This window comes from Methylobacterium sp. WL6 (assembly GCF_008040095.1).
Classification (GTDB): Bacteria; Pseudomonadota; Alphaproteobacteria; order Rhizobiales; family Beijerinckiaceae; genus Methylobacterium.
Genome location: NZ_VRVH01000484.1, coordinates 1 through 2240 on the forward strand (window position 1 = coordinate 1; position 2240 = coordinate 2240).

The window sequence follows — 2240 nt, forward strand, 5'->3', positions numbered from 1 at the left end:
CCCCCTGTGCGGGGGAGGGTGGCCCGCGAAGCGGGTCGGGAGAGGGGAGCGCGCTGTCCGGATATGGCGCTCCCCTCACCCGACCTTCGCTGACGCGAGGCTCACCCTCCCCCGCAGAGGGGGGAGGGAAGTTGGGGTGGATTCACCGTCGCCTGGATGGATGAAGGCTGTTGCCCGTCTGAGCCGGGGGGCGGATCAGCGATGCGCAGAGACGGGTTTGCTGGCCGAGCCCTGTTCCGCGCCGCGCGGGCGGAACGCCCGGCTGCCGAGAGCGAAGAAACCCACGGCCCCGCCGATGACGACGCCGACCAGCAGAAGGAGGAGATTCGTGTCGGGCATCGCTCAACTCTCGCTCTGGATGAACCGAATGACGAACTGCCCGGAGGCGGGCAGCGCGGCGCCGAGGAGCATCCACCAGATGGCTTCGCCCTGCGGCCAGTTGTGATCCTTGACGTAGGGTACGATGAAGGCGGCACCTACGATAGCGATCCCCAGCGTGTTCGAGAAGCTGCCATAGAGCTTGATGTGCTCATTCCAACGCTTGGCCTCGAGCTTCCTGAGATCGGGCTCGAGTTCGATCCGCCTCCGCCGATGCGAGAAGTACAGTCGCAGAGCCGCGGCCGCAAAACCGGCCAGGGCGCCGAGAAGGGGAAGGGCCAGCCTGGTTCCGGTTCGGTCGGCGATCCAGTTAGCCGAGCCGTCGAGAAGACCTGCGAGGTCGCCGGGCATCGATTTCCCCCTCGGAGACCTGCGCCGGGAAACGGGCGCTCCCGACCGGCGGGACAATGCGGGTCGTAGGCGGATGGACGCCGCCGTCGCCAAGCTTGGACGCGGCCCGTTGGTCGACCTGCACCGGCCGTGCGATCGAACGCCACGAAAACGGCCGGTGCTGGACGCCTCGGGGCGGGACGACGCCTGTCAGGGGTGGCTTCCCTCCCCCGCACCCAAGTCGGGCCTGCCCGACTTGGGCACACGGGGGTGCGGATCTCGGGCAAGCCCGAGATCCGTCGGGGGGAGGGAAGAGGCGGTGGCGTGATCGTCCAAGAGATGGGTGAAGGCCGTCGCCGATCCGGGACGTGACGCCGCGAGGTGCGACGCCCGGCCCGCCGAGCGGCGACCTCCGCCACGCCGCCTCAGGCGGTGGCTTCGCCGTACAGCGTCTCGACGTGTTCCCAGTTCACGAGGTTCTCCAGGAACGCCTTGAGGTAGTCGGGGCGGCGGTTGCGGTAGTCGATGTAGTAGGAGTGCTCCCACACGTCGACGCCGAGGATCGGCTTGGCGCCGTGCACCAGCGGGTTCTCGCCGTTCGGGGTCTTCATGATGGCGAGCTTGCCGTCCTTGACCGCGAGCCAGGCCCAGCCCGAGCCGAACTGGCCGATGCCGGCCTGGATGAAGTCCGCCTTGAACTTCTCCGCGCCGCCGAGATCCTCGTCGATCTTCTTGGCGAGGCTGCCCGGGATCGCGCCGCCGCCGTTGGGCTTCATCCACTGCCAGAAGTGCAGGTGGTTGAAGTGCTGGCCGGCATTGTTGAACAGCGGCTGGTTGTTGCCGTAGCTCGCCGTGACGATCTCCTCGACGCTCTTGCCCTCGAGACCGCTGCCCTCGAGCAGCTTGTTGCCGGTGTCGACGTAGGCCTTGTGGTGCTTGTCGTGGTGGAACTCGAGGGTTTCCTTCGACATGTACGGGGCCAGCGCGTCGTAGGCGTAGGGCAGTTCCGGCAGGGTGAAGGTCATCAGATTCTCCGTCTTGTCGAGGTCTTCTGGACGGGCGTGCGGAATCGCGCCGCGCGCCGCGCTCGACGGGGTAACGACCGGAAGGTAAGTCGGTGCCCCCGCCGCGACAACGCCGGAACCGGCACGAAGCCCGTGGAAACCGCCACGCCGCGGGGCCGACTCCGGGTCGCCGGCGTTTTGCAAAACGCCGGCAAGGTCTTACTACGATCCTGGCGTATCCGGCCCCGACTTCGAGAGTTCCATGATCATTGCGCTGTTCGCGCTCAGTGCCGCGATGGTGATCGGCGGCGTCGTCGCCGTGATCCAGGGGTTCCCCTTCGTCCGCCTGGAGAGCGGGCTCTCCATGGTGATCGCGGGCGCGACCGTCGCCTCGGCTGGGGCGGTGCTCTCCGGCCTCGCGGTGGTGGCGATGGGCCTGCGCCGGGTCGCGCACGCCTTCGACGCCCGCCGCATCGTCGACGCCGTCAGCACGATGCAGGACGGGGTCCGCCTGCCCCCGGCGGCCCC

Annotated in this window: 3 protein-coding genes and 1 pseudogene; 1 reads left to right on the forward strand and 3 read right to left on the reverse strand. The window is 68.3% G+C overall.

Annotated features, from left to right (window positions below; genetic code table 11):
- Positions 1-195 precede the first annotated feature (195 nt).
- The 3 genes from FV230_RS30110 to FV230_RS27510 form a co-directional block, all read right to left on the reverse strand.
- Positions 196-339 carry a hypothetical protein gene (locus FV230_RS30110; RefSeq protein WP_187274983.1) on the reverse strand — a complete coding sequence of 48 codons (144 nt, stop codon included), beginning with the start codon at positions 337-339 and terminating at the stop codon, positions 196-198.
- Positions 340-342: 3 nt separating this feature from the next.
- Positions 343-729 (reverse strand): hypothetical protein, encoded by a 387-nt coding sequence (locus FV230_RS27505; protein WP_147844623.1) that lies wholly within the window; start codon positions 727-729, stop codon positions 343-345.
- A gap of 404 nt (positions 730-1133) precedes the next feature.
- A complete protein-coding gene (locus FV230_RS27510; protein WP_147844624.1) occupies positions 1134-1733 on the reverse strand; it encodes a superoxide dismutase in 600 nt (199 codons plus the stop codon).
- A 241-nt stretch (positions 1734-1974) separates the two neighbouring features.
- Between FV230_RS27510 and FV230_RS27515 the strand changes: the two are divergent.
- Positions 1975-2240, forward strand: a pseudogene (locus FV230_RS27515) (hypothetical protein); the annotation flags it as partial.